This window comes from Kribbella jiaozuonensis (assembly GCF_005233875.1).
Lineage (GTDB): Bacteria > Actinomycetota > Actinomycetes > Propionibacteriales > Kribbellaceae > Kribbella > Kribbella jiaozuonensis.
This window is the reverse complement of the sequence record NZ_SZPZ01000004.1, coordinates 16,333-38,776: the sequence shown is the minus strand read 5'-3', so window position 1 is coordinate 38,776 and position 22,444 is coordinate 16,333. Positions and strand designations below refer to the sequence as shown.

Sequence of the window (22,444 nt, the reverse complement as noted above, 5' to 3'; positions counted from 1 at the left end):
GCTGGCTCAGATCGGACGACCGATCGGGCCGGGACCTGGGTACTGTTCCCCGGACGCCTCACTCGGGGAGCTTCCGTGACGCACGATCGCCACTCCTACGCCGAGCCTGCCCTGGTTCGGACCACCCATCTCGAGCTCGACCTCGCGCTCGACTTCGACGAGAAGGTGCTGGCCGGTTCGGCCACGCACACTCTCGCCTGGACCGACACAGAGTCGCACAGCGGGGACCGCCTCGTCCTGGACACCCGAGACCTCACCGTCCTGGGGGTCGAGGGGCAGACGGCCGACGGCTGGGAGCCGCTCGAGTACAGCCTCGCCATGCCCGACAAGGAGCTCGGCGCCGCGCTGACGATCCGGACGTCGAAGCATCCGCGGGTCAAGGTGAGCTACCGGACCGCGCCGACCGCGACCGGACTGCAGTGGCTCGAGCCGGCGATGACGGCCGGCGGCGTCATGCCGTTCATGTTCAGCCAGTCGCAGGCGATCCACGCCCGCAGCTGGGTGCCGGTGCAGGACACCCCGAGCGTGCGGTTCAGCTACGCGGCGCACGTGACCGCGCCGCCGGAGCTGATGGTGCTGATGAGTGCCGACAACGGTACGACGTCACGCCGGACCGGCTCGTACGACGTGGTGATGCCCGAGCCGATCCCGTCGTACCTGCTGGCGATCGCGGCGGGTGACCTGGTGTTCGAGCCGCTCGGTGAGCGGTCCGGGGTGTGGGCGGAGCCGGCCACGGTGCGGCAGGCGGCGACCGAGTTCTCCGACACCGAAGAGATGATGCGGGTCACCGAGGAGCTGTTCGGCCCGTACCGCTGGGGCCGGTACGACCTGCTCGTGCTGCCGCCCTCGTTCCCGTACGGCGGGATGGAGAACCCGCGGATGACGTTCGCGACGCCGACCGTGGTGATCGGGGACAAGTCGCTGGTCAGCGTGATCGCACACGAGCTCGCGCACAGCTGGTCGGGCAACCTGGTCACGCAGGACAGCTGGGACGACATCTGGCTCAACGAGGGTTTCACGTCGTACGTCGAGAACCGGATCGTCGAGGCTGTCTACGGGACCGAGTTCGCGCTGATGGAGACCGCGATCAAGCAGCACGCGACCGTGGTGAAGCTGGACCCGCTGACGCCGGCCGAGCTCGCTGTCGAGCTGCCGGGTCTGCACCACCGCTCGGAGTACCACGGGAAGACGTCGACCGGGCCGCTCAAGGGCTCGTGGTTCCTTTCCTGGCTGGAGGAGCGGTTCTCGCGCGAGGTGTTCGATCCGTTCCTGCGCGGATACTTCGACCGGTTCGCGTTCCGCAGCATCAACACCGACAACTTCGTCGAGCACCTGCGGGAGCACCTGCTCTCGGAGCACCCGGATGTGGTGACGGACGACGAGCTCGCGGCCTGGCTGTACGAGCCGGGCATCCCGGCGTTCGCGGCGCGCGCGGTGTCGCCGCGGTTCCAGGTGGTGGACGAGGCCCGGGACCTGTGGCTGAAGACGGGTGAGCTGCCGCACGGCGCCGGGCAGTGGACGACGCAGGAGTGGCTGCGCTTCCTCGACGCGGCGCCCGACGTACTGAGCCCGTTGCTGTTGCAGCAGCTGGATCGTGCGTTCGGTCTGACCGGGACGGCGAACGGCGAGATCGCGCGTCGCTGGTACCAGATCGTCGCTGCGAGCAGCTACGAGGCGGCATACGCGGAGATGGCCGAGTTCCTCACCAAGGTCGGCCGCATGAAGCTTGTTCTCCCGGTCTACCAAGCCTTGGCCGGCACCGACCGGGCGTTCGCCGCTGAAGTCTTTGCGAAGGCCCGTCCGGGTTACCACCCGATCACAACCGCAGCCGTCCAGAGGATCCTCGGCCAGTAGTCAGAGGTCCAGCTTGCGGCGATTGACCTCGTACCCGGGTCGATAGCCGAGGTGGGTGTTGGTTCGGCGCATGGGCGTGTTGGTGTCGACGGTGTCGGTGAGCAGGCCGTCGAGGTCGGGGAAGTCGTGCCTGGTCTGGTGGATCTGCGCGGCCTTCATCCACAGGGCGAGGCCGCGGCCGCGGTGGGCTGGGAGTACTGCGGTGCCGTAGTGCTGCCCGTCGCCCTTCCCGTCGCCCGGTACGACGAGCTCGGTGAAGCCGACGATCTGGCCGGTCTCATCCAAGGCCGCGACGACGGAGAGACGGTCGCCGCGTTGGGCGATCACCTGCGCGGCGTGCCGCGTCCGCTCGACGTCCCACACATCCGCGCCGATCGAGATCGACCCGGTGGGCGCATCGTCCATCCCGGTGCGCGCGTCGGTGAACGTCTGCACCAGGTCATCCGGTACGACGCCCTCCCAGGAGATCAACCGGTACCCGGGAACCGCCGGTACGTCGGGAATCGACTCGGACAGGTCGAGCCGCGTATAGATCAGCGTGAGCCCGATCTCGAAGCCGTGATGCTGGAGGAACTGGTCACCGACCGACCCGACGTTCACATCGACGAGCAGCGTCCGTACGTCGTGGTCACGCGCCCCGGCGACGACCGCGTCGAGCAGCTGCGACCCGATCCCGCGGCGGCGCTCGGCCGGATGCACGGTCAGCTCGAGCTCACCCAGCTGCGAGTAGTTGTTCCGGCTGTCGAGCCGGAGGAACGCCGAACCGACCGGCGTACCGTCGTCCTCCGCGGCCAGCCAGGCGATCCGGCGGCTGGTCGGCCGATAGTCGGGATCCGTCAGGGGAATCAATCGAATGCTCAAGCCGCCAACCTAACCCGCTGCCGGGATCACGTGCCGCCGGTCGGTTGATCGGCTACCGTGGCGCGCAGGCTGAACGGGGAGAGGCGAACGGGGAGAGGAGCCCACGGGTGGAGCAACTGGACGGCGAGGCCGGGCGAGACAACGTCGTACGCACGATCGGTGCCGATCACATTGCTCTGCGCGAGCAAGTGCTGGCGGAACTGCGCCGGCGGATCATCGACGGCGACTACAGCCAGGGTGAGCGGCTGACCGAAACCCGCCTCGCGGACGACTTCGGTGTGTCGCGGAATCCGGTGCGTGAGGCGCTGCGCGTGGTCGAGGCCGAAGGCTTCGTCCACATCCTGCCGCGCCGCGGCGCCGTCGTCGCGACCCTGGACGAGACCGCGGTCCGCGACCTGTTCGCCGTACGGGAGCAGCTCGAAACGCTCGCCGCCGGCCTCGCGGCAGAACGCGCGACGGCCGAGGGGATCGCCACGTTGCGCCGGCTGATCGACGACGCGAGCAAGGCGACCGAGGCCGAGGACTTCGACCGGGTCGCCGAGCTCAACAGCGCGTTCCACCGGGCCGTGATCGAGGTCAGCGAGAACCGCTGGCTGCACTCGATCTCGTCCGCGATGTACTACCACGTCCACTGGGTGTTCCGCGTCGGCGCCGCCCAACGCGCACCGCACTCGTCCGAGGAGCACGTCCGCCTGGTCGACGCCATCGAGGCCGGCGATGCGGAAGCCGCCACCACGGCCGCCCGCCTGCACGTGGAGGCGGCCGCGAAGGCAGCGTTCGGTCAGCGCCCGACCGCGTAACCCTGCATCCCGCGCGGGTTCGCCGCTGCGGCGAGCACCCCGTCGGCTTCCTTCCGTACGGCGCAGAGCCGGCCGAGGCTCCACGCATCCGAGTCGGTGACGACGTGCCCACGCCGTACCAGCTCGTCACGGATGTCCTTGCCGACCCGCGTCTCCATCACCAGGCCGCCCGGCTCGGTGGCGCGCGGGTAGAACGACGACGGGAAGCCCGTGGTGTGCCAGGCCGGCGCGTCGATGGCCTCCTGCAGATCCATGCCGGCGCCGAGGTGCCGGAGCAGGAACAGCAACTGCCACTGGTCCTGCTGGTCACCACCCGGTGATCCACAGGCCATCAGCGGGTCGCCGTCGCGGAGTACGAGGGTCGGCGTAAGCGTGGTGCGCGGCCGCTTGCCCGGTGCGAGGGAGGCCGGCAGGCCCTCCTCCAGCCAGAACATCTGCGCCCGGCTGCCGAGGCAGAACCCGAGCTCCGGGATCGTCGGCGAGGACTGCAGCCAGCCACCGCTCGGCGTCGCGGAGATCATGTTGCCCCACTTGTCGATCACGTCGACGTGGCAGGTGTCACCGCGTGTCACGCCACCGGACGACACCGTCGGCTCGCCGGTGGTCGCATCACCAGTTTCGTTGCCCACGGCAAACGATGGGAGTCGCGGCTCGCGGCCGTCCGGGCGTCCGGGCCGCAGGTCGAGCGACGCGTCCGACCCGATCAGCTTCGCCCGCTCAGCGGCGTACTCCGGGGAGAGGAGCGTGTCGAGCGGTACGTCGGCGCCGTCGCCGTACCAGGCCTCGCGGTCTGCGTACGACAGCTTCATCACCTCGACCGTCGTGTGCACACCCTCGGCGCTGTCCAGGTCGACCTCGCCGAGGGCGGAGAGTACGGCCAGGGACTGCAACAGGCCCGGCCCCTGGCCCCACGGACCTGTCTTCGCGACCGTGTACCCGTTCCAGTCGTACGTCGCCGGGTCCTCCCACGTCGCCTCGAACGCGGCCAGGTCATCGCCCGTGATCAGCCCGGCGTGATCCTCACCGCTCGAGTCGCGGTGCGGCAGCCGGGAGAACTTGTCGATCGCCTCCGCGACGAATCCTTCCCGCCACGCCTTGCGGGCCTGCTCGATCTGCGCCTGCCGGTCCGCGCCGGCCGCCTCGCCTTCGACGACGAGCTTCTCGAGCGTCGCGGCGTACCCCTCGTTGCTGAACCGTCCGGTCACCGGCCGACCGTCCTTGAGCCAGAGCGCGGCCGACGTCTGCCAGTGGTTCTCGAACAAGTCCTGCACAGTGCTGATCGTGTCGGCGACCCGCGGCACCAGCGGATGACCGTTGCGCGCGTACTCGATGGCCGACTCCAGTACGACGCGCAGCGGCAGGGTGCCGTGATCGCGCAGGAGGAGCAGCCAGGCGTCGACCGCGCCGGGAACCGTGGCCGCCAGCGGACCTGAGCCGGGGACCAGTGTGAGGCCGAGCGAGCGGTAGTGCTCGATCGTCGCGCCGGCCGGAGCGACACCTTGGCCGCACAGCACGCGCGGGGCGGGGTCGTCGGCGGTCGCGATGATCGCCGGCACCTCACCACCGGGCCCGTTGAGGTGCGGCTCGACCACGTGCAACACGAACCCGGCCGCGGCGCCCGCGTCGAACGCGTTCCCGCCGAGCTCGAGGATCCGCATGGCCGACTGCGACGCCAGCCAGTGCGTGGACGAAACCATCCCGAACGTGCCGCGCAGCGTGGGCCGGGTGGTGAACGTCATCGGGCAACTCCTTCTGTTGGTCGTACGTCAGGTCGTACGTCGGGTCCGGTGCCGTCGTCGTTGACGAGGTGACAGGCCACTTGGTGTCCACCTTCTCCGATCGTGCGTGTCTCCGGCACGACTGTCCGGCATTTGTCCACGGCGACGGGGCATCTGGTGTGGAAGCGGCACCCGGGCGGCGGGTCGATCGCCGACGGCAGGTCGTCGCCGAGCAGAACGGGCTGTCGGGCCCGCTGCTCGGCCGGATCGGGTACGGGCGCCGCGGACAGCAGCGCCTGCGTGTACGGGTGGGCCGGCTTGCCGAAGATGCGGGCACGCGGCCCTTGTTCGACGAGTTGGCCTAGGTACATCACCGCGACCTCGTCCGCGAGGTACTCGACCGCGGACAGGTCGTGTGTGATGAACAGACAGGCGAACCCGAGGTCACGCTGCAGGTCGGCCAGCAGATTGAGTACTGCGGCCTGCACCGACACGTCCAACGCGCTCGTCGGCTCGTCTGCGACTAATAGTCGCGGCTCGGAGATCAGTGCGCGGGCAATGCTGACCCGCTGCCGCTGACCACCCGACAACTCGTGCGGTGCGCGCTGGGCGACCTCAGGCCGCAGTCCGACGCGGCGCAGTGCCTCGTGAACCTTGGTCGGGATCTCCTTGCGACGCATCAGCCGCAGCGGCTCACCCACGATGTCGCCGACGGTGAACCGAGGGTCGAGCGAGCCGGCCGGGTCCTGGAAGACGATCGAGACATCACGCCGATGCGGGCGGAGCTGACGGCGGGACAGATGCGTGATGTCGGCGCCTGCAAGCCTGACCGTCCCACCGGTCGGTTCGAGGAGCCTGACAATGCACCGGCCGACTGTGGACTTACCTGAGCCGCTCTCACCGACCAGTGCAACGACAGAGCCTTGCGGGATCCGCAGTGTGACTCCATCGACCGCACGGACCGGGCCGAAGTGCATGACGAGGTCCTCCACCTCCAGGGCGAGTTCCATCAGACCTCCACGGCTTCTCGGACCGGATGCCAGCACGCGACCCGATGTACGCCGGCGGTGAGCTCAGGCTGTGACGCCGTACAGGAATCGTCGGCCCGGGGACAGCGGTCGGCGAACGTACAGGCGTCGGGCTGCTCGGACAGGACCGGCACCAGACCGGGGATCTCGCTGAGCCGATGCGTCTCGGCATGACGTCCGGCGGCGGGCGACGCACCGAGCAAACCGACCGTGTACGGGTGCTGCGGCCTAGCGAAGATCTCGTGCACCTCCGCCGTCTCGACCACGCGTCCGGCGTACATCACCGCGACCCGGTCGGCGAGGTCCGCGACGACGCCGAGGTCGTGCGTGATGAGGACGATGCTGGTACCGAGGCGTTCGCGCAGTCCCCGCAGTACGTCGAGGATGCCGGCCTGGATGGTGACGTCGAGCGCGGTCGTGGGCTCGTCGGCGATCAGGACCTTCGGATCGCAGGCGACTGCCATCGCGATCATCACCCGCTGGCGCATCCCGCCGGAGAGCTGGTGCGGGTAGTCGCTGATACGGCGTTCCGCGGACGGGATGCCGACGAGCTTGAGCAGCTCGATGGCGCGGGCCTGGGCGGCTTGGCGGGTGACGCCGACGTGCGTGCGCAGCACCTCGCTGATCTGGTGGCCGACCGTGAAGACCGGGTTCAGCGAGGTCATCGGCTCCTGGAAGATGTATGCGACCTCGCGGCCGCGGATCGAGCGGAGCGTGCGCTTGTCGGCGCCGATCAACTCGGTGCCGTCGAGCTGGACCGAGCCGTTGACGGTCGCGGTGCGGGGGAGGAGGCCGGCGATGCTCATCGCGGTGACGCTCTTGCCGCAGCCGGATTCACCGACCACGGCGAGGACCTCACCGTCGCCGACCTCGAAGCTGACGTTGTCGACCGCGGACAGCCGGCCGTCCTCGGTCCGGAACGTGACGGAGAGATCTTTGACTGCGAGGACAGGTGTCATCGGCGGCTCGCCTTCGGGTCGAGGGCGTCGCGGAGGCTGTCGCCGACGATGTTGAACGCCAGCGTCAGCAGCATGATCGCGACGCCGGGCATCACCGCGGCCCAGGGCGCCCGGGACGCGAACTGTTGCGCGTCGGCCAGCATCGTGCCGAGGCTCGGTGCCGGCGGCTGGATGCCGAGGCCGAGGAACGACAGCACGGCCTCGCCGAGGATCGCGGCCGGGATGCCGACGGTCGCCTGGACGATGACCGCCGAGCCCGCGTTCGGCAGGATGTGTCGGCCGAGCACCCAGGCGTCGCTTGCGCCCTCGACGATCGCCGCGGCGACGAAGTCGAGCGACTTCAGCCGCAGCGTGTCCGAGCGGACGATCCGGATCATGCCGGGGATCTGCGCGATACCGATCGCGATCGCCGCGTTGCCGAGGCTCGCTCCGCGGATCGCGGCCAGGCCGACCGCGAGGATCAGGAACGGGAACGCCAGCACGAGGTCCGTGAGCCGCGAGATGAGTGCGTCGACCGCGCGGAAGTAGCCCGCGATCAGCCCGAGCGGTACGCCGATCACCAGCGAGAACGCGACCGCGAGGATCCCGACGTGCAACGACGCCCGCAGGCCGAACATGATCCGCGAGAGGACGTCCCGGCCGAGGTCGTCGGTGCCGAGCAGATACCCGGCCGTCCCCGGCGGGGCGAACGCGTTGCTCAGGTGCGTCTGGGTGGGGTCGTGCGGTGCGAGCACGTTCGCGAACACCGCAAGGACGACTCCGATCGCGAGTACTGCGAGGCCGGTCAGCGCGAGCGGGTTGCGGAAGACCCGGCGTACCACGCGGCGGCTGTTGCTGCGCGGCGGAGCGATCGCTTCGGCGACGGCCATCACGCTTCACCTCGCACACGGATCCGCGGATCGATGACGGAGTACAGAAGATCGACGAGCAGGTTGATCACGATGTACGCGGTCGCGGTGACGAGGACAACAGCCTGAATGACCGGGTAGTCGCGTTGGAAGACGGCGTCGACGGTCAGCTTGCCGAAGCCGGGAAGCGCGAAGATCCGCTCGGTCACGACGGCACCGGAGATCAGCGCGCCGAGTTGGAGGCCGACGATCGTGACGACGACGATGAGGCTGTTGCGTAGGGCATGCTTTCCGATCACTGCCTTGGGCGGGAGACCCTTGGCCTCCGCCGTACGGATGTAGTCGGCGCTCAGCGCGTCGAGCATCGATGATCTGGTCTGGCGCATGATGACCGCGGCCAGGCCGGTGCCGAGGATGACCGCGGGCAGGATCAGGTGATGCAGGTTGTCGATCGGGTTGGTGAAGAACGGGACGAAGCCGGAGGCGGGAAAGAGGCCGAGGGCAACGGACAGGTACAGGATCGCCATCAACCCGAGCCAGAAGTGCGGGACCGACAAGCCCAGCAACGCAAGGCCGTTCGCGGCCCACTCGGCCGGCCCACCGCGCCGTACGGCGGCCACAACGCCCGCGCCGACGCCGATGACGCCGGCGATCAGGATCGCGAGCACCGACAGCTCGATGGTCACCGGCAACGCACTGAAGATCATCGACCGCACCGGCGCACCCGTCCGGATCGATTGCCCCAGATCGCCGCGCGCGGCGTGGCTGACGAACTGCCAGAACTGCACCAGCCACGACTGATCCAGCCCGTACTGCTGCCGGATCGCCCGCAACGACTCCGGATCCCGATCCTCGCCGGCCAGGGCCAGCGCCGGGTCGCCCGGCAACGCCCGTACTCCGACGAACACCACGATCGTCGCGAGTACGAGCGTCACCACGCTCTGCCACAGCCGGTTGAGGAGATACCGCCTCACTTGGCGAACCCCGCGAAGGCTGTGCGGATCACGCCGTCCGGGTAGACCTGGATGCCGAGCAGCTTCTTGGAGACACCGGTCAGGTTGCGCTGGCGGTACATGTAGATGATCGGTTCGTCCTGCTGGAGCTTGGTGACGACATCGCCATACAGCTTGACGCGTTGCGCCTGGTCGGTGGACTGACGGGCGTCGGTGAGGAGCTTGTCGAGGTCCGGGCTGCTGTAGCCGGAGACGTTCTGGCTGCCGGTGGTGCCGACGAAGTTGAAGATGTTCGCGTCGGGGTCGACCCGGCCGGACCATCCGAGCTGCAGCAGCTCGAAGTCACCACGGTCCTGCTGGTCAAGCAGCGCGGCGTACTCGACCGGCTTGATCACCAGGTCGAATCCACCCTCCTTCACCATGCCCTGCAACGCCTGCGCGAGCCGCAGGCTGTCCGGGTTGTTCGACGTCACCATCTCGACCTTGTACGGCGTCTTGACGCCCGCGTCGGCCAGCAACTGCTTCGCCTTGGCCGGATCGTGCGCCGGGCAGACCTGCGCCGTGTCCGACGTGAACTCGCTCTTGGGTGAGATCGGCGAGCAGGCAACCGTGTTCAGACCGCCGAACAACGACTTCACCAGTGCCTCGCGGTCGATCGACAAGGCCAATGCCTGCCGCACTCGCGGGTCCTTGGCGAGCGGAGTACCGAGCGACTTGAGCGGATTGCCGACGCCGCTCGAGTTGCCGATGTTGATCGTCAGGCCCTGATACCCGAGCGACTGTGATTGCAGCACGCTCACGGTGTCGTCCTTCTGCAGCGACGGGGTGTCCTGCGTGGACAGCGAGTCCGCGACCTGCGCGTCGCCGGACTTCAGGTTCGCCGAGCGGATGCTGGAATCGGTGATGATCCGGTACTCGATCGCGTCGAGGTGCACCTTCGCGGCGTCGTAGTACTGCGGGTCCTTCACGACCTTGATCGAGTTCTGCGCGACGCGGCTGGCGAACTTGAACGGGCCGACGCAGACCGGCGCGTTGGAGAAGTTCGCGCCGAGCTTCGCGACGGCGGCGGGGCTGAGGACCATGCCGGCCCGGTCGGCGAGCGCGGCCGTCAGCGGGGCGAACGGCTTCGACAGCTTGATGACGACGGTCTTCGGGTCCGGCGTCTCGATCGAGGTGATCGGGCCGAGCTCACTCTTGCGCGCGGATCCGGCGAGCGTGAGGTCGCGGTTCAACGAGATCTTCACCGCGTTCGAGTCGAGCGTGCCGCCGTCGGCGAACTTGACGCCCTGCTTCAACGGGATCGTCAGGCTGAGACCGTCGGCCGAGATCGTCGGGAGCGCGGTCGCGAGCTGCGGCACGATCTTCGCGTCCGAGCCGAGGTCGTACAGCTTCTCGCACATCGTGTGGAAGACGTACCGCGAATAGAGGCTGCGGGACAGCGTCGGGTCGAGCTTGTCCGGGTCGGCGGACAGGGCAACGGTCAGCGTCCCGCCCTGCTTGACCTGCGCGGCGTCGGCCGGCTCACCGAAGACGTCCTGCCCGGCCGGCGCCTGGGTGCCGCTGCTGTCGCTGCTGCTGTTGCCGGCGGGTTCGACCGGGGAGCAGGCCGTGCCGACCAGGGCCAGCGCGATGACGGCAGCGCCGATCCCGGCCACTTTCCGGCGGCGGTTACTCAAGGTGAAGCGGTTCAGCGAGAGCGGAAGTCGACGAGTCATCGCGGGCTCCTGAGTAGGCGGTTCCGTCGACTGTTTCATGTATACAAGGTGGGTGCGCAAGTGATTCGGCGAGTTTGACTGAACCTTTTACGACCGCTCGCCGTACTCGCAGTGGAACGTTCAGCGCCGACGACCGCAGGGGTCGCCGGAGGCTGGAGCGCGGCCTCCGGCGACCCGATTTCAGACGGTGACGGGGTACGTGAGGTCCCCGGCGGGCACGGCGTGGCTCCCGAGTGCGAGTGCCATCAGATTCGGCCCGTCGTACTGCGGGTGATGGACGCCGAACTCGGTGGCCTGCCGGAATCCGAACCGCGGGTAGTACGTCTCGTGACCGAGAACGACGACGGTCTCCTCGCCGCGATCACGCGCTGTGGCCAGCGCGGCCCGCACGGCCGCACCGCCGGCACCTTGCTTCTGGTACTGCGTCAGCACGGCGACCGGTCCGAGCGAGAGGACCGGCTTGTCGCCGATGTGGCAGCGGGTGAGGAGCGCGTAGGCGACCGGCTCGTCGTCGGTCGTGGTCGCGACGATCATGAAGCCGGGGAGCCAGGCGACCGGGTCGGCGCGATGGGCGTCGAGGAAGTCGACCTCGTACTGGCGGCCGAACGCCTGCCGGGTGATGTCGCGGATCAGTTCGAGGTCGGACGGTGTCTCGACGCGGGTGTTCCAGGTGATGGACAACGGTGGTCCCTTTCGAAGGAGGTTGGGTGTGGTTGAGTGACCGGGCGCGCGGCAACCCGGAATCGCGCGGTCATCAACCCCACCTCCTTCGAAGTCGCGGTCACCTTAGCCGGAAGGGCCGCTGGATCGCACCGGATTTATCACTCGGCATTGACCTCTCGGCTCTTACCACTCGGCGAGGAGCGGATCCTTCGACGGCGGGGCGACCGGGGTCCAGTTGCCGTCGACCAGCCGGTACGGATGCCACCGGCCGACGCGGTCGAGGCGGAGCTGGGTGTCGCCGCCGAGCGTGAGTTGGTTGGCCGTGGCGGTGATGGTGAGCTCGTCGTCGGCGGCGAGTAGCTCCGCACGCGCCCGGTTGAGGTCGGCGGGGTTGGGTGTCCAGGTGTGTTCGAGCACTTCGAGGCCGGGCGCTCCGCCGTACTGCCAGGCTTGGATGCCGAGGGCAAGGTCTCTGCTCGTTGCCTCGGTCAACGGTGTGATCAGCTCCGGGAAGTCGGTCGCCAGGCGGATGGCGTCCTGCCACTCGTCCAAGGTTGCCGGGGTCGGGCGTCCGTGGAGGAGTGCGCTCAGAAGCGCTCGCGCCCGGCGGGCCGCGTCGAGGACCAGGAGTGGGAGGACGGCCGGTCCCAGACCGTCGGGTGGCTCGATCCCTGTCACCGCCAGGTCGTCGAGGCTGACCTTGTCCGGCAGATCCGGAGGCTCGGGCAGCTCGCCAGGCGCGGCACCGAAGACGTCTGCCACGAGGACGCCAGCACCAGCCTCAGCCCCATGCCCGGCCCCAGCACTAGCACCAGCACTAGCACCAGCCCCAGCCCCAGCACCGGCCCCAGCACTAGCACCAGCACTAGCACCAGCCCCAGCCCCAGCCCCAGCCCCAGCACCAGCCTCAGCACCATGCCCGGCCCCAGCACCAGCCCGATGCCCGGCCCCAGCACCGTGCCCGGCCGCAGCGCCGGCCCCACCGCCGGAGGCGCCGCTGGCCCCAGCTCCGGTTGGCCTCGCGGTCGACAGGTGGAGCTCGGCGAGGACGGACTCACGGGTGCGGCCGCGGAGGAGCAAGAGAACGAACGGGTCGGCGTCGAGCAGCCACGCGACCTGATAGCAAAGAGCGGCGCCGTGCTGGCACGGCAGCTCCCACGCGTCGCACGTACAACTCGGGTCGAGATCGCCGATGCCCGGCAAGAGCGTGACTCCCGCATCGGCCGCGGCCTCGACCAGATCGTGCGGCATCTCGCCGTCCAGCAATGCGGCGATGTGGCCGGACCGCGCCGCGACCTGCTCGCTGAACCGACGCCAGTCGTCGACGCTCAACTCGTCGACGTGGACGACGGACTCGTAGGTGTCCTCGGGCGAGTACACCGTGGCCGCGATCCGGCCCGGGCTGATCGTGATGGTCCCGACCTGCCCAGAGTTCGCGTACTGACGACCCTTGCGCAGCTGACCGGCGTCGAGCGACGTGTCCTCCATCGCCTGCACCCACGCCTGCGCCCACCACGACCGCCCGCGCGTACTCCGCCGCTGCCGTGCGAACGCCGGGAACCCTTGTACGTCGTTCATCGCAGGCCTCCCCGCAGCTCGACGAGATCGGCAAGCTCCGCATCGGACAGCTCCGTCAACGCGGCCTCGCCACCACTGAGGACGGCTTCGGCCAGCTCGCGTTTCGCGGCGAGCATCGCGGCGATCCGGTCCTCGATGGTGCCTTCGGCAATCAATCGGTGAACCTGCACCGGCCGGGTCTGCCCGATCCGGTACGCCCGGTCGGTCGCCTGATCCTCGACGGCCGGATTCCACCAACGGTCGTAGTGCACGACATGATCGGCGCGGGTCAGGTTCAGACCCGTGCCGGCGGCTTTCAGCGAGAGCAGGAAGACCGTGACCTCACCCGCCTGGAATCGATCCACCATCGCCTCGCGCTGCGCGACCGGCGTACCGCCGTGGAGAAGCTGGGTCTGGATGCCGCGTTCGTCGAGGTGTCGCTCGAGCAGCCGCGCCATGGCGACGTACTGCGTGAAGACGAGGACTGCGCCGTCCTCAGCGACGATGGTCTCGAGCAGCTCGTCGAGGAGCTCGAGCTTGCCGGAGCGGCCGCTGAGCCGGGCGGTGTCGCTTTCCTTCAGGTACTGCGCCGGGTGGTTGCAGATCTGCTTCAGGCCGGTCAGCAATTTGACAATCAGGCCGCGACGCGCCATCTGGTTGCTGGCGCGGACCTCGGTCATCTGCTCGCGGACAGTTGCCTCGTACAACACAACCTGCTCGCGGGTGAGCGAGACCGCCTGGTCGGTCTCGGTCTTCGGTGGGAGCTCGGGCGCGATGCCCGGGTCCGATTTCTTGCGTCTCAGCAGGAACGGCCGGACCAGCTTCGCGAGCCGGGCGGCGACCTCCTCGTCCTTGTCGGCCTCGATCGGGGCTGCCCATTGGTTGCGGAAGGTGCCGAGTCGTCCGAGCAGGCCGGGCGTGGTCCAGTCGAGGATTGCCCATAGCTCGGAGAGGTTGTTCTCGACGGGTGTGCCGGTCAGGGCGACTCGCGCTTGTCCCGGCACGGTGCGCAGCGCCTTCGCCGTACCGGAGGACGGGTTCTTCACGTGCTGCGCCTCGTCGGCAACCACCAGACCCCAGCGGTGGTCGGCGAGTCGTGCGGCGTCGCGGCGGAGTGTGCCGTACGTCGTCAGGACGAAGCCGTCCCGCGCGTCGTCGAGGGAACGTGAGGTGCCGTGGAATCGCCGTACCGGAGTGCCGGGGGCGAATCGCTGGACCTCGCGCTCCCAGTTGCCGAGGAGCGATGCCGGGCAGACGACGAGGGTCGGGCCGGCTGTGTCGGGGGACTGCTGGCGGTGGAGGTGGAGCGAGATGAGCGTGATCGTCTTGCCGAGGCCCATGTCGTCGGCGAGGCACCCGCCGAGGCCGAGCGCGGTCATCCTTGCTAGCCAGCGCAGGCCGCGCAGTTGGTAGTCGCGCAGTGTGGCTTGGAGTCCGGCCGGTGCCTCGATGGGCTCGTCGGCGCGGTCGGGGTCGGCGATGCGGGCGCGGAGGTCCTCCAGCCACTTGGTCGAGGTGACGGCGATCTGGCGGCCGTCGATCTCGGCGGTACCGGTGAGCGCGACACCGAGGGCGTCGATCGGGGTGACTGGTTTGAGGATGCGTTCGCGGGCTTTGCGGGCGAGCTCGGGATCGATCAGCATCCACTGGTCGCGCAGGCGAACCACCGGACGGGTGGCTTCGGCGAGCTGGTCGAGCTCGGCCTCGGTCAGCGGGTCGTCTCCGACCGCAACCTGCCAGCTGAAGTCGAGCGTCTTGTCACCGCCGAAGAACCCGGGGAGATCGCTCGGTGGTCCGTCCGCGGAGGTGATCGCCGCCCGGGCCGTGAGCTGGCGCCCTAGACTGCGCGGCCAGTGCAGATCCACTCCCGCCGCCGTCAACCGCTGCGCCGACCCGGCGAGCAGCTCGGCCACCTCTTCGTCCGACAGTTCCATACGGTTTGGTACGGCGGAGTCCAACAACCGCTGGAGCGCAGGCCAGACTCGCGCGGCGCGACGGATCGCGAGCGTCGCGTCAATCCGTGCCCGCGGACCGAAGCCGGCGACGTCCTCGGCCCAGACGTCGTCCGCATCCCGCACCAACGTCGGATCCTTCAGGCTGTGCAGCTGGACGACTGCGCTGAACGCGAGCGAATCAGCCAACTCGATCCGCAGCGAGATCCGCACCCCGCTGTCGAGCCCCGCAGAAACCTCATCCGCCCAACCCCGCAACCGATCCACCCGCTGCGGCGCGGCTGCGGTGAACAGGTTGTTCTGATGCGCCTTACCAGCAGCCGGCGACCGAGGCATCCCATCAGCAACCGCATCAAGAAACTCCCGCACCAACTCCTCCGCCACCGGCAACCGCACCCCACCGGCCGAGACCGGAGAAGCAGACGGGGTTGCGAGGGGGAGGGCTCGGGCTGAGGGTGGCATCGACTCGGCGAGGGTGAGGATTCGGGTGACGTCGGCGGTGTCGAGTGGGCCGACTCGCCAGGCGTCGTGGCCGGTGGGGGAGACGCCTGGGAGGAGCTTGCCGCGGGCAACCAGCTGGAGCGCGACCAGCGACGCCGCGCCCCAGAACGCCGCCGACGGATGAGCCCCCGCCGCCCGCCGCATCCGCCCGAGCACAGGAACCGCATCCGCAACCGAGAACTCGATCGCCCGCACCGACCGCAGCTCGGCGCTTGCCCCCGCCCGCAGCCCGGCGCTCGTACCCGCCGGCAGCCCGGAGCTCGTGCCCGACCGGGTCATCGTCTCGCCGTCGGCTGGCTGCGCGGCGGCGTCGGCGAGGAGCAGCTGCAGCTCGACCTGGTTGCCTACGCCTAGCGGGAGTTCACCCCCGGTGGGGTTCCAGAAGGCTATTCGGCTTGTGCGTGGGGGATCTGCTGGTTGGAAGACCACCGCGTATCCGGCCAGCTCTTGCCCCGTGTCCAGCAAACCGACAACCTCCTTGGCGACTCATCCAACAGATCAGACCGGGACAGTCTCTCCTGGCTGTTCAAACTGCGTGCGGTACAGCTCCTCGTACCGCCCGCCGGCCGCCAGCAACTCGGCATGCCGACCGCGCTCAACGATCCGCCCGGACTCGATCACAAGGATCTGGTCCGCCGCCCGGATCGTCGACAGCCGGTGCGCGATCACCACCGCCGTACGACCAGCGAGCGCCTCCGTCAGCGCGGCCTGCACCGCTGCCTCGTTCGTCGAGTCCAATGCCGCGGTCGCCTCGTCGAGGATCACGACCCGTGGCTGTGCGAGCAGCAGCCGCGCGATCGTCAACCGCTGCCGCTCGCCGCCCGACAACCGATACCCACGCTCACCGACAACCGTGTCGAGCTGATCAGGCAACGACCGGATCAGCTCACCCAACCGAGCCCGCTCCAGCGAATCCCAGAGATCCTGCTCCGACGCCTCGGGCCGCGCGAGCAGCAGGTTCTCCCGGATCGACTCGTGGAAGAGATGACCGTCCTGCGTCACCATCCCGAGCGTCGCCCGCAACGACTCCGCCGACACATCCCGTACGTCGGCGCCGGCAAGCTTCACCGAACCCGAATCCACGTCGTACAACCGCGGAATCAGCTGCGCGATCGTCGACTTCCCCGCACCGGACGACCCGACCAGCGCGACCATCTGCCCCGGCTCGGCCCGGAACGAGACGTCGTGCAGCACCTCGACCCCACCGCGCGTGTCGAGTTTCGCCACCTCTTCAAGCGACGCGAGCGAAACCTTGTCCGCCGACGGATACGCAAAACTCACACCGGCGAACTCCACCGCCACAGGCCCCTCAGGAACCCGGCCGGCGTCCGGCTTGTCCTTGATCAGCGGCTCGAGATCCAGTACTTCGAAGACCCGCTCGAAGCTCACCAGCGCCGTCATCACCTCGAGCCGCGCACTCGCCAGCGCGGTCAACGGCGCATACAACCGCGTCAGCAGCAACGCCATCGACACAACCGCACCCGCGTCGAGCTGATCCCGCAGCGCATAGAACCCACCCAGCCCATAGACAACAGCCAGCGCAAGCGCAGACACCAACGTCAACGCCGTCACGAAGATCCACTGCACCATCGCCGTCCGTACGCCGATGTCCCGCACGCGCCGCGCCCGGATCGCGAACTCCAGCGACTCCCGCGCCGGCCGCCCGAACAACTTCACCAACGTCGCACCCGGCGCCGAGAACCGCTCGGTCATCTGCGTGCTCATCGTTGCGTTGTAGTTCGCCGCCTCGCGCTCGAGCGACGCCAGCCGATGCCCGACCCGCCGCGCCGGAATGACGAAGACCGGTAGGATCACCAGCGCGAGCAGAGTGATCTGCCACGACTCGCGGAGCATCACGACAAGTGTGAGCACGAGCATCACCAGGTTGCCGACCACGCCGGACAACGTGTCGCTGAACGCACGCTGCGCCCCGATCACGTCGTTGTTCAGCCGGGAGACCAGCGCGCCCGTCCTGGTCCGGGTGAAGAACGCGATCGGCATCCGCTGGATGTGGTCGAACACCGCCGTCCGCAGATCGAGGATCAACCCCTCGCCGATCTGCGCCGACAACCACCGCGTCAGCATGCTCAGCCCGGCCTCCGCGATCGCGATCACCGCGATCAGCACCGCGAACCGCAGTACGACGCTGAACGCCTTCCCGCCGACGATCGCGTTGACCACCTCGCCGGCCAGCACCGGAGTCGCGACCGCGAGCACCGCCGATCCGACGCTCATCACGAGGAACCAGATCAGCTGGGTGCGGTGCGGCTGCGCGAACGCGAGGATCCGCCGCAGGGTCGCCTTGGAGAAGGGACGTTTCTCGTCCTGCGCGTGCATCGCGTGGTACAGCGAGTTCCACGCGGTCATTTCCATACTCACAGCGAGCTCCGCAGGTTCGATCGATCAGGGACCGTCGATGATGCCGTGCGCCACCGACAAAACCCGACGCTAGAACCTCGACAAAGGTCGAGGTCAACGGCCTACGCGGAACCGCGGGAGAAATGTAGTTGTGAGTGAGTACTCACTCAGTTACCTTGGTTCCGTGACACCACGAGCGACGCCACTGCCACCCGAGGAGCGACGCGCGGCCATCGTCAAGGCTGCGCTGCCGCTGCTGGAGGAGTTCGGGGCCGAGGTCAGCACCAAGCAGATCGCCGAGGCGGCCGGGATCGCCGAGGGGACGATCTTCCGGGCGTTCGGCAGCAAGGACGCATTGATCGAGGCCGCGATGGCGACCGTGTTCGACACGTCCGACATGGTCCGGGCACTCGAGCAGGTCGACCGTTCATTACCGCTGCGGGAGCGCACGATCGCGGCGGTCGAGATCGGCCAGAAGCGGTTGCGCGGCGTGTTCAAACTGCTGTTCGCGCTGCGGATCCGCCGGCCACCGGAGTTCAAACACGCCACGCCGATGGACGAGGCCCGGCGGCAGCGGCTGTCCGACCTGGCCAACGAGGCCTTCGCGGACCTGCTCCGGCCGGACGCGGACCAGTTGCGGGTCCCACCCGAAGAGGTGGTCCGGATGATCGGGCTGCTGACCTTCTCCGCCACCCACCCAATGATTTCCGCCGGCCACGTGCTGACCGCCGAAGAGATCGTCGACTTCGCCTTCGACGGTCTCCGCAAGCGCGGGACAGATCAGCCGCCGGCCGCGGACGGCATCGTCGAGTACGCGCTCGGCGGCGCCAACCATCACGACTCTGGGGATATTTGATGCTGATTCGCGTCTTGCGTACGCACCTGCGTCCGTACGCGGGGAACCTGTCCTTGGTGGTGGTCCTGCAGTTGGTCGGGACGATCGCCTCCCTCTACCTGCCCACTCTCAACGCCGACATCATCGACAACGGCGTGGCGAAGGGCGACACCGGCTACATCATGAGCACCGGCGGCTGGATGCTCGCGGTCAGCCTGGTGCAGATCCTCTGCACGATCACGGCGGTGTACTTCGGTGCGAAAACGGCCGCCCTGTTCGGTCGCGACGTACGGGCGGCCGTCTTCCACCGGGTCGGTGAGTTCTCCGCCCGCGAGGTGAACCAGTTCGGCGCGCCGACGCTGATCTCGCGGAGCACCAACGACGTACAGCAGATCCAGATGCTGGTCGTGATGACCACGACGATGCTGGTCGCGGCGCCGATCACGATGATCGGCGGCGTGATCATGGCGGTCCGCCAGGACGTCGGCCTGTCCTGGCTGGTGGCCGTCGCCGTACCGCTGCTGGCCGCCTGCGTCGGGTTCATCGCGAGCCGGATGGTCCCGCAGTTCCGGAAGATGCAGAAGAACATCGACGGGGTGAACCGGGTACTGCGCGAGCAGATCACCGGCATCCGGGTGGTCCGGGCGTTCGTCCGCGAACCGCACGAGGTCGAGCGCTTCGGCGAGGCCAACCAGAACCTGACCGACACCGCGATCAAGGCCGGCCGGCTGATGGCGCTGATCTTCCCGACCGTGATGCTGATCCTGAACCTGTCGAGCGTGGCGGTGCTGTGGTTCGGCGCCTCCCGGATCGAGGACGGGACGATGCAGGTCGGCGCGCTGACCGCGTTCCTGAGCTACCTGATCCAGATCCTGTTCTCGGTGATGATGGGCGTGTTCGTGATGATCATGGTGCCGCGCGCATCGGTCTGCGCGGACCGGATCCAGGAGGTACTCGAGACGGACTCGTCGGTGCGGCCGCCGGTCACGCCGATCAGGTCCTTCACGGGTCGCGGGCAGCTCGTGTTCGAGCATGCATCCTTCAAGTACCCGGGTGCGGCCGCGCCGGTGCTGCACGACATCAACCTCGTCGCCTCACCGGGGCAGACGACAGCGATCATCGGCAGTACGGGCGCAGGCAAGACGACGCTGCTCTCGCTGGTGCCGCGGTTGTTCGACGCCACCGAGGGGCGGGTGCTCGTCGACGGCATCGACGTACGGGAGATCGAGCCGGAGGCGCTGTGGGAGCGGATCGGCCTGGTGCCGCAGCGTCCGTACCTGTTCTCCGGGACGGTCGCCAGCAACCTGCGGTACGGCAATCCGGAAGCGACCGACGAGGAGCTCTGGGAGGCGCTGGAGATTGCCCAGGGCAAGGACTTCGTCGAGGCGATGGCCGAAGGGCTGGAAGCGCCGATCGCGCAGGGCGGCACGAACGTGTCCGGTGGTCAGCGGCAGCGGCTCGCGATCGCGCGGGCGCTGGTCCGCAAGCCGGAGATCTACCTGTTCGACGACTCGTTCTCGGCGCTTGACCTGTCGACCGACGCTCGATTACGGGCGGCGCTGCGGCCGGTCACCCGAGATGCCTGTGTGGTGGTCGTCGCGCAGCGCGTGTCGACGATCATCGACGCCGACCAGATCGTGGTGATCGAGGACGGCGCGATCGTCGGCCGAGGTACGCATAACGAGTTGCTCGAGACGTGTTCGACGTACGTCGAGATCGTCGAGTCGCAGCGTTCCGCGGAGGAGGCGGCATGAGCGAGGAACAGAAGCCGTCCCCGAACGGACAAGCTCCGGAGGGACAGTCCCCGAACGGACAAGCGCCGAAGGCTGTCAAGGCGACTGAACGGCCGACGACCGGTCGCGGGTTCGGTCCGCCCGGAGGTATTCCGGGCGACAAGTCCATGAACTTCCTGCCGTCGGCGAAGCGGTTGCTCGGGCGGCTGCGCCCGCACCGGATGCAGGTGTCCGGTGTGATCCTGCTGGCGATCTGCAGCGTGGGTCTGTCGGTGCTCGGCCCGAAGATCCTCGGCCGCGCGACCGACATCATCTTCGCCGGCGCCATCGGCAAGCAGTTGCCGAGCGGTCTGACCAAGGCGCAGGTGATCGAGCAGACCCGGGCCTCCGGCAACGGCCGGCTCGCGGACCTGCTGCAGGGGATCGACCTGGTCCCGGGTGTCGGCATCGACTTCGATGCCCTGCGCAACGTACTGCTGCTGGTCCTGGCGCTGTACGCCGGCGCGTTCTTCCTCTCCTGGGCCCAGGGCTACATCCTGAACGGCGTCGTCCAGCGGACGATCCTGTCGCTGCGCAAGGACGTCGAGGACAAGCTGAACAGGCTGCCGCTGAGCTACTTCGACGGTGCGCCGCGCGGTGAGCTGCTCAGCCGGGTGACGAACGACATCGACAACATCTCCACGAGCCTGCAGCAGACGCTGAGCCAGCTGCTCACCTCGCTGTTGACGGTGATCGGCGTGATCACGCTGATGTTCGTGATCTCTCCGGTGCTGGCGTTGATCGCGCTCGTGACGATCCCGATCACGATGGTCCTGACCGCGGCGATCGCGAAGCGCTCCCAGGTCCGGTTCATCGCCCAGTGGCGTCACACCGGTGCGCTGAACGGGCAGATCGAGGAGGCCTTCACCGGGCACGAGCTGGTCAAGGTCTTCGGCCGGCAGAAGGAGATCGAGACCGAGTTCGCGAAGAAGAACGACGAGCTGTACCAGGCGGCGTTCGGGGCGCAGTTCATCTCCGGGCTGATCATGCCGGTGATGATGTTCATCGGGAACCTGAACTACGTGGTGATCGCGGTCCTCGGCGGTCTGCGGGTCGCGTCCGGCACGATGTCGCTGGGCGACGTGCAGGCGTTCATCCAGTACTCGCGGCAGTTCACCCAGCCGCTGACCCAGGTCGCCTCGATGGCGAACCTGTTGCAGTCGGGTGTGGCGTCCGCGGAGCGGGTGTTCGAAGTACTGGACGCGCAGGAGCAGATCCCGGACGACGCGACGCCGGAGAAGGTCACCGATTCGCGTGGACGGGTCGAGTTCGAGCACGTGTCGTTCTCGTACGACCCGGACAAGCCGCTGATCACCGACCTGAGCCTGGTCGCGGAGCCCGGGCAGACGGTCGCGATCGTCGGCCCGACCGGCGCCGGCAAGACGACGCTGGTCAACCTGATCATGCGGTTCTACGAGCTGAACGGCGGCAAGATCACGCTCGACGGTGTCGACATCACCGAGCTGACCAGGCACGACCTGCGCTCGCGGATCGGGATGGTGCTGCAGGACACCTGGCTGTTCGGCGGCACGATCCGCGACAACCTCCTGTACGGCAACCTGGACGCGAGCGAGGAGGACATGCTCGCGGCTGCGAAGGCGACGTACGTCGACCGCTTCGTGCACAGCCTGCCGGACGGGTACGACACGGTGATCGACGAGGAAGGCAGCAACGTCAGCGCCGGTGAGAAGCAGTTGCTCACCATCGCCCGCGCGTTCCTGGCCGACCCGCAGTTGCTCATCCTGGACGAGGCCACCAGCTCGGTCGACACCCGCACGGAGGTCCTGGTCCAACGCGCCATGGCCGCCCTGCGCTCCGACCGGACCAGCTTCGTCATCGCCCACCGCCTCTCCACCATCCGCGACGCCGACCTGATCCTGGTCATGGAGAACGGCGCAATCGTCGAACAGGGCAACCACAACGAACTCCTCACCCTCGACGGCGCCTACGCCCGCCTCTACAACGCCCAGTTCAGCGGCGCCGTAGTAGACATCGACGAAGAGGCAGCAGCCCTGGCCGCCCCGGCCGCGGCCCCGGCAGGCCGCCCGATGGCCCGCTAACCCCCCAACA

The 22,444-nt window shown here is 68.4% G+C and carries 16 protein-coding genes; 5 read left to right on the top strand and 11 right to left on the bottom strand.

Annotated elements, in window-relative coordinates; all coding sequences use genetic code 11:
• The first annotated feature begins 75 nt into the window (after positions 1-75).
• Positions 76-1,854 (top strand): M1 family metallopeptidase, encoded by a 1,779-nt coding sequence (locus FDA38_RS26245; RefSeq protein ID WP_137256811.1) that lies wholly within the window; start codon positions 76-78, stop codon positions 1,852-1,854.
• Here FDA38_RS26245 and FDA38_RS26240 read toward each other — a convergent pair whose 3' ends face one another.
• Positions 1,855-2,715 carry a GNAT family N-acetyltransferase gene (locus tag FDA38_RS26240; RefSeq protein WP_137256810.1) on the bottom strand — a complete coding sequence of 287 codons (861 nt, stop codon included), beginning with the start codon at positions 2,713-2,715 and terminating at the stop codon, positions 1,855-1,857.
• 107 nt (positions 2,716-2,822) lie between these two features.
• On the opposite strand from FDA38_RS26240, the gene FDA38_RS26235 reads away from it, so the two are divergent.
• Positions 2,823-3,515: a GntR family transcriptional regulator gene (locus FDA38_RS26235; RefSeq protein WP_170989873.1), complete on the top strand. Its 693-nt coding sequence runs from the start codon at positions 2,823-2,825 to the stop codon at positions 3,513-3,515.
• Here FDA38_RS26235 and FDA38_RS26230 read toward each other — a convergent pair.
• The 10 genes from FDA38_RS26230 to FDA38_RS26180 all read right to left on the bottom strand — a co-directional run bounded on the left by FDA38_RS26230 (position 3,497) and on the right by FDA38_RS26180 (position 17,776).
• Positions 3,497-5,254 (bottom strand): gamma-glutamyltransferase family protein, encoded by a 1,758-nt coding sequence (locus FDA38_RS26230; protein WP_137256808.1) that lies wholly within the window; start codon positions 5,252-5,254, stop codon positions 3,497-3,499. The genes FDA38_RS26235 and FDA38_RS26230 overlap by 19 nt on opposite strands.
• Entirely contained in the window at positions 5,251-6,243 is a 993-nt protein-coding gene (locus FDA38_RS26225; RefSeq protein WP_137256807.1) for an ABC transporter ATP-binding protein, read from the bottom strand. The genes FDA38_RS26230 and FDA38_RS26225 overlap by 4 nt, the downstream gene beginning before the upstream one ends.
• The gene (locus tag FDA38_RS26220; protein ID WP_137256806.1) at positions 6,243-7,220 is read right to left on the bottom strand and encodes an ABC transporter ATP-binding protein; all 978 of its coding nucleotides are present in this window, start codon (positions 7,218-7,220) and stop codon (positions 6,243-6,245) included. Before FDA38_RS26220 ends, FDA38_RS26225 begins: the two co-directional genes overlap by 1 nt.
• Complete coding sequence (locus FDA38_RS26215) at positions 7,217-8,089, bottom strand: ABC transporter permease (RefSeq protein ID WP_137256805.1); 873 nt, start codon at positions 8,087-8,089, stop codon at positions 7,217-7,219. Before FDA38_RS26215 ends, FDA38_RS26220 begins: the two co-directional genes overlap by 4 nt.
• On the bottom strand, positions 8,089-9,042 hold the full coding sequence (locus FDA38_RS26210; protein ID WP_137256804.1) for an ABC transporter permease: 954 nt from the start codon (positions 9,040-9,042) through the stop codon (positions 8,089-8,091). Before FDA38_RS26210 ends, FDA38_RS26215 begins: the two co-directional genes overlap by 1 nt.
• Positions 9,039-10,736 (bottom strand): ABC transporter substrate-binding protein, encoded by a 1,698-nt coding sequence (locus FDA38_RS26205; RefSeq protein WP_137256803.1) that lies wholly within the window; start codon positions 10,734-10,736, stop codon positions 9,039-9,041. Before FDA38_RS26205 ends, FDA38_RS26210 begins: the two co-directional genes overlap by 4 nt.
• Before the next feature lie 180 nt (positions 10,737-10,916).
• Positions 10,917-11,417 (bottom strand): GNAT family N-acetyltransferase, encoded by a 501-nt coding sequence (locus tag FDA38_RS26200; RefSeq protein ID WP_137256802.1) that lies wholly within the window; start codon positions 11,415-11,417, stop codon positions 10,917-10,919.
• A gap of 165 nt (positions 11,418-11,582) precedes the next feature.
• Positions 11,583-12,977 (bottom strand): SWIM zinc finger family protein, encoded by a 1,395-nt coding sequence (locus FDA38_RS43180; protein ID WP_233714948.1) that lies wholly within the window; start codon positions 12,975-12,977, stop codon positions 11,583-11,585.
• Positions 12,974-15,874 carry a DEAD/DEAH box helicase gene (locus FDA38_RS26185; RefSeq protein ID WP_137256801.1) on the bottom strand — a complete coding sequence of 967 codons (2,901 nt, stop codon included), beginning with the start codon at positions 15,872-15,874 and terminating at the stop codon, positions 12,974-12,976. The genes FDA38_RS43180 and FDA38_RS26185 overlap by 4 nt, the downstream gene beginning before the upstream one ends.
• Positions 15,875-15,907: 33 nt before the next feature.
• The gene (locus FDA38_RS26180; RefSeq protein WP_202877918.1) at positions 15,908-17,776 is read right to left on the bottom strand and encodes an ABC transporter ATP-binding protein; all 1,869 of its coding nucleotides are present in this window, start codon (positions 17,774-17,776) and stop codon (positions 15,908-15,910) included.
• A gap of 175 nt (positions 17,777-17,951) precedes the next feature.
• Here FDA38_RS26180 and FDA38_RS26175 point away from each other — a divergent pair, with 175 nt between their 5' ends.
• From FDA38_RS26175 to FDA38_RS26165, 3 genes are read left to right on the top strand one after another with little or no spacing between them, the layout of a single operon-like run.
• On the top strand, positions 17,952-18,623 hold the full coding sequence (locus FDA38_RS26175; RefSeq protein ID WP_233714947.1) for a TetR/AcrR family transcriptional regulator: 672 nt from the start codon (positions 17,952-17,954) through the stop codon (positions 18,621-18,623).
• Positions 18,623-20,356 carry an ABC transporter ATP-binding protein gene (locus tag FDA38_RS26170; RefSeq protein WP_137256799.1) on the top strand — a complete coding sequence of 578 codons (1,734 nt, stop codon included), beginning with the start codon at positions 18,623-18,625 and terminating at the stop codon, positions 20,354-20,356. Before FDA38_RS26175 ends, FDA38_RS26170 begins: the two co-directional genes overlap by 1 nt.
• The gene (locus FDA38_RS26165; protein WP_137256798.1) at positions 20,353-22,434 is read left to right on the top strand and encodes an ABC transporter ATP-binding protein; all 2,082 of its coding nucleotides are present in this window, start codon (positions 20,353-20,355) and stop codon (positions 22,432-22,434) included. Before FDA38_RS26170 ends, FDA38_RS26165 begins: the two co-directional genes overlap by 4 nt.
• Positions 22,435-22,444: the final 10 nt, after the last annotated feature.